Below are 7,427 nucleotides of genomic sequence, written 5' to 3'. Positions count from 1 at the left end.
GTGGCTGCGGGCTTTTTCATTCGTTTATTTTACCAGCTTTTGATACTTAAGTCTTTTTTGACCTGAATCCTTACCTTTCAATCCCGTTAAGAGCGATGTTGGCTAATAGGGGACTCACCACCCCACCTTGAGGAGTTCCTTGTTCCGGGAAATCGGGGTTGACCCCAGCTTTTAGGCATCGGAAGATTCCGAGCTTGATACCTTTGGGCGCAATTAAGTTGTCCATTATGGTGGTGTGACTAATCCTGTCGAAGCATTTTTCTATGTCGAGTTCGATCACTCGTTTTTCCATTCCATTACAGTAGCTTCTTAGATTGTTGAACAGGATTTTCTGTGCATCGTGCGCGGAGCGTCCGGCTCTGAACCCGTAGCTGTAAGCATGGAATGTTGCTTCGTGTGCTGGTTCTAAAGCGTATTTAGCGAGGCATTGCCAAGCTCTATCCGCGATAGTTGGGATTTTTAGCATTCTGGTTGTCCCGTCCTTTTTTGGGATTGGGATTTCCCGTAGTCCTTGATGATGCCAATTACCTGCCGACTCTTTAAGTATTGTTTCTAGGTAGAAACGTCCTGTAAAGCCGAGAGATTTTACACCGTCAACACCTGCTGTTTTCTTGCCAGCGTTTAGCTGTGTTACTTGTCGAATTGCTAGGAATCTAGCAGCTTTGGATTTCAGAATAAGTCTTTGCAGAGACTGCGCTTTCCGCTTGTTTCCTGCTTGAACCGCTTTGAACACTCTCTTTTGTAGGCGAAATAAATCTTTGCGGAACTTCTTCCACGGTAGATTCTTCCAAGATTCACTGGTATTACTACTGTGTCTAATCATGCTCTGCTCTGTTGAGTGTTTTCTGAATACCTTGCGAAAATTACTTCGCATCCTACCCGTCTTGAGAGAGTTCCGTATCTCATCTTACCTACATGGAAATCGACGTATCCATGACTCTCAAGTCGTTTTTATTCGTTCCCTCAGATGATTGATTGTTCCGTTAGGTGTAGCCAATTTAACTATCAGAAACCCAAGATTCTGGACGCTATTGTGGAAATGATGCGTCGGGCTTTAGCTCTGATGAGGTCAGGGTTTTTTAAGTTATGCCCTGCCTAGGTGTAAGTTACTTTTTTAGGCTCGGTTTCACCGTAGGAACTCCCTGTTAGCACCAGTGTCAGCCCATAACAGCCGTCTGATTGTGCCCTGTTCCCAGCTTCACTCTCCAAGAATTGAGCTTGGTCGGTGTGAGCAGATAAGGAGTCACGCATGAATCTTGCGGGAAGGACTTGCACCTTCATCAATCTGAGAGTTCAGTGCTCAACCTAGGGGTCAAGTTTCACTGGATTAGTTATTTACGGATTGATTACCGAGATTCACTAATCAACGAATCGCACTCCCACACACCTTGTTCAATTTGACTGCGAGTCAAAACCTGTCGGGGATGGCGCATAAAATACTCCAACAACTGAAACTCGCGACTGGAGAGGGAAACGGTTGCACCTTGTCGCTCAACAGTAAGAGTATCGAGGTGGAGGTGCAGATCCTCAAGGCTGAGCGTATCTCCTTGCCAAAGGGGCGATCGCCGTCTTAATGCGCGGACTCGTGCCATGAATTCAACCAAGTCGATCGGTTTCACCAGGTAATCATCTGCACCTGCGTCTAACCCGGTCACTTTTTCAGGCGTGGTGTCTCTTGCGGTGATCATCAAAATCGGCGCTGTTTTCCCTGCCGATCGATATTGACGACAGAGATTTACCCCGCTGATATGTGGCAACATCCAGTCCAAAATCAACAAATCATATTCTTTTTCTGATAACAGCCACTGTGCCGTCTCTCCATCTTTTACCCCATCCACGCTATGTCCTGCTTGAGACAGCACTGTTTGAAGTGGCATCAGTTGCTTTGGGTCGTCCTCCACAAGTAAGATTCTCATATTTTTCTTTAATTGGGCTTATAAACTTTTATCGGCTGATAAAATTTACCTAATTTAAGCATGGATCTAAAAATGCCAACACTTGCTTTTTTTCTATTGGCGGCTCTAGGAGAAATCTCTGGGTGTTACGCTTTCTGGGCGTGGGTGAGACTTGAAAAGAGCATTTTGTGGGTTGTTCCAGGCATTTTAGCTTTAATCTGTTTTGCGCTTTCTCTAACTCAAGTCAATGCCTCAAACGCTGGAAGAGTATATGCTGCTTAGGTCGGTATTTACATTCTGGCATCTCTGGTTTGGTTGTGGCTGATTGAAGGAGTTAAGCCAGATAAGTGGGACTTGCTTGGTGTTACAATTTGCCTGATTGGAACCGCTGTAATTTTGTTGAGCCCACATCGCTGAGCGGTGTTGCGATCGAACTGAAATATTTGACGCATCTCCCTTGAGTAGGATTTCAGCAGAGCGCTAACTCTACTAAAGTGCAAATATAGCAATCCTAAATCATTGGTGAATTTCTTACTCCCTCCTCTTGATAAGGGGAGGGTTGGGGTGGGGTAAAAAATTTATGTGGCAGGTTACTAAACGTTGGCTAAAAGCATCAGGCGCAGAGTTTTGGTTGCCATTGCCGTTTGTGGCGATCGCGTTTTGGGTTGGCTCGAGTTTCCTAATGGCTCAAGAATTACAACAACCCCAAATCGCAAAGAATAAACTTCAGGCAGATACCCAGCTTAAAGCAACGGTGTCTGTCAATATATTGCTGATCAACGCGGTGATTAACCGAAAACAAGGAACAACCCAGGTTGCGGTAGAAACCGCAGAACCCATTTTGAAGCGATTGGAATTAGAATTGCCAATGACTGACGCAACCCAGATAGAAGCAGCGATCGCGCAAGAGCTCCAATTATCACGTCAAAATGTTCGCCAGTTAGTTCGTTACGAAATTGTTGAATAAGTTTATTGTTTCAATATTGCGATCGCATCCAGTAGACCTCTTGCAAAAATCCTTTTCATCAATTGAGGGGACGGGCAAGATGCCCATCCCACAAAAGTTATTTTTTTTTGTGGGATGGGCATCTTGCCCGTCCTATTTATTTTTGCAAGAGGTCTAGTCAAATAAGATTGCCAAATCCATAGGTTTCCTCACTGCGATCGCACAATTTTTTAAGTGGCAAGAAGCGCCAAATGCTCTTGCCACTTCACTGTTAGGAACTACTGAATGACGATTTGGTTATTGAGCGAAATATTCGGTTCACTTTGCCGAGCAATTTGTTCTGCCAATGCTTTTTGTTCTGCCGTTTGAACGCGCCCTGTTAACACAATCGAATTATCCCGATCGTCTGCGTCCAAATCGAATTGCTTGAGGGTGGCATCGGAGTCTAAGGCCTCTTCTACGCGATCGGCAATATCGTCAATGTCTTGATTCTGAGGCGTCTGTGCGGTCGTAGTTGCAGGCGCAGAAGCGGTTGGAGCAGTTGTATTTTCAGTGGCAGTTGTGGGAGCAGAAGTAGATGGAACAGTTGTCTGTGAAGTATTGGGAGGGTTGCAAGCACCTAAACCCAAAACTGCAACTGTGCTGATGCTGATTCCTTTCACCAATAGCTTTAATAATTGCATATTCTTTGTTTGTTTTGTTTTTTGTGAAACGCCTTTTTGCCGATAAACCTCAGCATGAAGTCTTTGAGCCTTTCAAGTTAACAAGTGAATGTCCGATAGTTCATCCCTCAAAAGTAATGCTTTTTATATCAATTCCGGCAGCAGTGGCGGAATGATATAAAATCCGCGCTTAATCCTCGGGCGTAAAGTCGAATCAAGCTGCCAACAAATAATTCGCGCAATTTTAATTTTTTTGACCCCTCCTTCAACAGTCAACAGTCAACAGTCAACAGTCAACAGTCAACTAAGGTTTGCAAGAAGCTATCTCAATCGGTTCTATTCCTAAGTATAGGAAGCAAATGTGATCGAAATGTGAGTAACAGAAATCAGTCCATCACTTTTAGCTCACATTCATCAATGACGCTAGAAACAAGACCAAACAACAGACAAGCACTTGGCTTGACAAGAAGCGTTATGACTGCAACGAATGTAGAAGAAAAATTAGTAGAACACTCTTGGCATCACCTCTCTGTCGAGAAAGTAGCTCGGCTTTTAGAGACTGACCTGGAAATAGGTCTATCTTCCGACGTGTCAGCCCAACGGCGCGAGATCCTCGGTCCCAATCAACTAACGGCTCAGAAGCAGCAAAGTCCCTGGTTGCGATTTTTTCAGCAACTGAATCAGCCGCTAATCTACATTTTGTTAGCCTCTGGCATAGTGACAGCATTTCTGAAAGAGTGGATTGATTCAGGGGTGATTTTTGGGGTTGCTCTGACAAATGCCACCATTGGTTTCGTTCAAGAGTCAAAAGCAGAGAATGCGATCGCCGCCTTAGCAAAATCTGTTGCAACTGAGGCAACCATTCTCCGCAACGGTCAAAAGCAAGTGGTTTCATCCAGCGAACTGGTTCCTGGCGATATCGTCTTGCTGTCTTCAGGGGATAAAGTGTCTGCGGATCTGCGGCTGATCGAAGTCCGTGACTTACAAGTCGATGAGTCAGCGTTAACGGGAGAATCTGTCCCGGTCCAGAAGCAATCCCAGGCGCTAGAGGCAGACGCTGCACTGGCCGATCGCACGAACATGGCCTATACCGGAAGCCTGGTAACGTTTGGACAGGGACGCGGACTGGTCGTCAGCATTGGTGACAGGACCGAAACCGGACACATCTCCCAACTCATGCAGCAAAGCAGCACACTGGAAACGCCACTCAGTCGCAAAATTGACAAATTTAGCAAAACCTTGCTCTATGTCATTTTAGGTTTGGCTGCCTTCACTTTTGTCGCAGGCATTGCCCAGAGATTTTCTTGGGTTGAGGTGTTCAAGGCATCTGTGGCGCTTGCTGTCAGCGCAATTCCTGAAGGCTTACCCGCGATTTTAACGGTGACACTGGCGATCGGGGTTTCCCAAATGGCAAAGCAGCACGCCATTATTCGCAAACTTCCGGCCATTGAGACGCTGGGCAGCACCACCGTGATTTGTTCCGACAAAACCGGAACCTTGACAGAGAATCAAATGACTGTTCAGGAGATTGATGCCGGTGGAAAGCGATATCGGGTTAGCGGTGGAGGATATGCACCAGACGGGAAAATTTCTGTAAACGGACACTCGGTTGACCTGGCGATCGCACCTGCTTTATATGAATGCCTGCAAGCAGGACTGTTGTGCAACGATTCTTATCTAGACGTGCAAGACGGGAACTGGACTGCGATCGGTAGCCCAACGGAAGGGGCGCTGGTTGCGGTAGCCCAAAAAGCGGGGTTAATTGCTGAGAAACTCGAGGAAGCGCTTTGCCGGCTCGATACACTGCCGTTTGAATCTCAGTTTCAATACATGGCAACCTTACATGACGATCGCCCACAACGGTTGATTTATGTCAAGGGTTCAATTGAGGCAATTCTCAAGCGGTGTCGCCAGATGCTCGATGAACAGGGAGAGGCGAGATCCCTCAACCCCGCGCCGATCGAGCAAACCGTGGACAGGATGGCAAAAAAAGGGTTACGAGTTCTGGCACTTGCCAAGAAAGTTGTACCCGCTTCTCAATCTTCAATTGAGCATTCTGATATTGAGCAAGGGTTAACTTTTCTGGGGCTGCAAGGCATGATCGACCCGCCTCGCCCCGAAGCAATTCAAGCGATTCAAGCCTGTCGGTCTGCGGGAATTCAGGTGAAGATGATTACGGGCGACCATGCCAAAACAGCAGCAGCGATCGCCCACCAAATGGGAATAAATCTAAGCCAAGAGGCTCCCGTTTTTACGGGTCAAGAACTCGCTCAAATGAATCAGCAGCAATTAGCCAATACTGTCGAACAAAGCTGTGTATTTGCTCGTGTCGCACCAGAACAAAAGCTCCGCATTGTCGAAGCACTTCAGTCTAAGGGCGAGATTGTGGCGATGACTGGAGATGGAGTTAACGATGCTCCCGCCCTGAAGCAAGCTGACATTGGGGTAGCGATGGGCATCACGGGTACTGAAGTCACAAAAGAAGCCGCAGATATGATTCTGACGGATGACAACTTTGCTTCGATCGAGAAAGCAGTTGAGGAAGGACGCACGGTTTATAAGAATCTGCTGCGGGCGATCGCCTTCATCCTGCCCGTGAATGGTGGAGAGTCCATGACCATCTTGATTGCCGTACTTCTGGCAACACCGCTACCCATTTTGCCAGTACAAATTCTCTGGCTGAATATGGTCAGTTCAGTTGCGTTGAGCTTACCGTTGGCATTTGAGCCGCCCTCTCCCGATGTCATGCAACAGCCGCCTCGACCTGCCAATGAACCGCTTCTTTCTCGCAGGCTGACCGCTCGGATTCTGACAGTTTCGGTATTTAACTGGATTGCGATCTTTGGGATGTTTGAATGGATCGTCCAAACCACAGGCAATGAAGCTCTAGCCCGGACAATGGCAATTCAAGCATTGGTGGCGGCCGAAGCTTTTTACCTATTAAGTATCAGTCGCTTCGTTCCGGCGATCGTCGCCAAACTGCGCGGTAAAGATGAATCAGTTGGCTATGCTGTGGCGATCGGCATTGGGGCTATTTTCATTCTCCAATTCCTGTTTAGCCAATGGGGCATTATGAATCAGTTATTCGACACTGAAGCTTTGAGCGCAATCCAAGGCTTAATTTGTATCGAATTCGGACTGCCAATGATTCCTTTGTCAGCTTTGCTAAAGCGTTTTGCACCTCTGAACTAAGTGGTTTTTGTGATGCAACCATTGCAAGCGGCTTTACACACTATTGACCAATTTTGTAGCGTTGAATATTAAATATCTCTCATGAATTACCAAAATCTCAAACGTGCTAGCGGCTTATTTACTAATCATCGAAACGCAAAGCAGGCGCTAGTTGAGCTAAAAAGCAGGGGTTTCCCCATGCACAAGATTTCAGTGATTGCTAAACCTTCTGACAATGATGATTTGGACTCTCTGGGCGTGCAGAAAATTTTAATCACAAGAGCAGCAGGCGCACAAGTAGGCGCGATCATAGGCAGCATACGACTAGGTTCACTAGCCTTAATTGTTGGACTCAGCAGCCTGCTAATTCCCGGTATTGGTCAGGCAGTAGCGGTGGAAAGCATTTTAGCAACTTTTTTTGGAAGTGGGATTGCTGCAACTGCTGGCGGTCTATATGGCGCAATTCAAGGATGGTTGGTTCCAGAAGAACAAGCAAGACTTTACAATAACAGATTTAACCAGGGAGATTATTTGATCGTCATGGAGGCAAGAGAAAATGAGATCGTGATTGCTGAACTTGTCCTTAAACGTTGGGAGATTCTGACGTGGCGTGTCTGTGATGCTACCTAAATTCAAGGTAAGAAAGGACGAGGGAATCTCTCACTTTGGGAGCTAAGAGTAATCCAAGAAATAAATGATCCAAAATGCTGGGATACTGGAGAAATAATCAGTGTGCCATCTGTTCTATGTTTC

General features: G+C 46.4%; 7 protein-coding genes and 1 pseudogene. 4 read left to right on the top strand and 4 right to left on the bottom strand.

Annotation, left to right across the window (positions count from 1 at the left end; all coding sequences use genetic code 11):
- Positions 1-70 precede the first annotated feature (70 nt).
- From QUB33_RS28370 to QUB33_RS28360, 3 genes are all read right to left on the bottom strand, one after another.
- A complete protein-coding gene (locus QUB33_RS28370; protein WP_333357636.1) occupies positions 71-823 on the bottom strand; it encodes a reverse transcriptase N-terminal domain-containing protein in 753 nt (250 codons plus the stop codon).
- 272 nt (positions 824-1,095) lie between these two features.
- Positions 1,096-1,251: a hypothetical protein gene (locus tag QUB33_RS28365; RefSeq protein ID WP_333050788.1), complete on the bottom strand. Its 156-nt coding sequence runs from the start codon at positions 1,249-1,251 to the stop codon at positions 1,096-1,098.
- A gap of 95 nt (positions 1,252-1,346) precedes the next feature.
- Complete coding sequence (locus QUB33_RS28360) at positions 1,347-1,916, bottom strand: response regulator transcription factor (RefSeq protein WP_333357633.1); 570 nt, start codon at positions 1,914-1,916, stop codon at positions 1,347-1,349.
- 60 nt (positions 1,917-1,976) lie between these two features.
- Here QUB33_RS28360 and QUB33_RS29760 point away from each other — a divergent pair.
- Together QUB33_RS29760 and QUB33_RS28355 are read left to right on the top strand one after the other, a co-directional pair.
- Positions 1,977-2,312, top strand: a pseudogene (locus QUB33_RS29760) (YnfA family protein).
- A gap of 163 nt (positions 2,313-2,475) precedes the next feature.
- Entirely contained in the window at positions 2,476-2,862 is a 387-nt protein-coding gene (locus QUB33_RS28355; protein WP_333039132.1) for a hypothetical protein, read from the top strand.
- A gap of 257 nt (positions 2,863-3,119) precedes the next feature.
- On the opposite strand, the gene QUB33_RS28350 is transcribed toward QUB33_RS28355, so the two are convergent.
- Complete coding sequence (locus tag QUB33_RS28350; protein WP_333357630.1) at positions 3,120-3,524, bottom strand: BON domain-containing protein; 405 nt, start codon at positions 3,522-3,524, stop codon at positions 3,120-3,122.
- 453 nt (positions 3,525-3,977) lie between these two features.
- Here QUB33_RS28350 and QUB33_RS28345 point away from each other — a divergent pair, with 453 nt between their 5' ends.
- Both QUB33_RS28345 and QUB33_RS28340 read left to right on the top strand, forming a co-directional pair.
- Positions 3,978-6,695, top strand: a complete 2,718-nt coding sequence (locus QUB33_RS28345) for a cation-transporting P-type ATPase (protein WP_333357627.1) — start codon at positions 3,978-3,980, stop codon at positions 6,693-6,695.
- 81 nt (positions 6,696-6,776) lie between these two features.
- On the top strand, positions 6,777-7,304 hold the full coding sequence (locus QUB33_RS28340; protein WP_333357624.1) for a hypothetical protein: 528 nt from the start codon (positions 6,777-6,779) through the stop codon (positions 7,302-7,304).
- Positions 7,305-7,427 lie beyond the last annotated feature (123 nt).

Source organism: Microcoleus sp. B3-A4 (genome assembly GCF_036705385.1).
In the GTDB taxonomy this organism is placed as follows: Bacteria; Cyanobacteriota; Cyanobacteriia; order Cyanobacteriales; family Microcoleaceae; genus Microcoleus.
The sequence above is the reverse complement of the archived record's forward strand: the minus strand, read 5'-3'. Positions and strand labels throughout refer to the sequence as shown.

Excerpts from the sequence above, each read along its gene's own strand:
- QUB33_RS28345 (WP_333357627.1), top strand. The coding sequence starts at position 3,978 with ATGACTGCAACGAATGTAGAAGAAAAATTAGTAGAACACTCTTGGCAT.
- QUB33_RS28370 (WP_333357636.1), bottom strand. The coding sequence starts at position 823 with ATGATTAGACACAGTAGTAATACCAGTGAATCTTGGAAGAATCTACCG.
- QUB33_RS28355 (WP_333039132.1), top strand. The coding sequence starts at position 2,476 with ATGTGGCAGGTTACTAAACGTTGGCTAAAAGCATCAGGCGCAGAGTTT.
- QUB33_RS28350 (WP_333357630.1), bottom strand. The coding sequence starts at position 3,524 with ATGCAATTATTAAAGCTATTGGTGAAAGGAATCAGCATCAGCACAGTT.
- QUB33_RS28360 (WP_333357633.1), bottom strand. The coding sequence starts at position 1,916 with ATGAGAATCTTACTTGTGGAGGACGACCCAAAGCAACTGATGCCACTT.
- QUB33_RS28340 (WP_333357624.1), top strand. The coding sequence starts at position 6,777 with ATGAATTACCAAAATCTCAAACGTGCTAGCGGCTTATTTACTAATCAT.
- QUB33_RS28365 (WP_333050788.1), bottom strand. The coding sequence starts at position 1,251 with ATGCGTGACTCCTTATCTGCTCACACCGACCAAGCTCAATTCTTGGAG.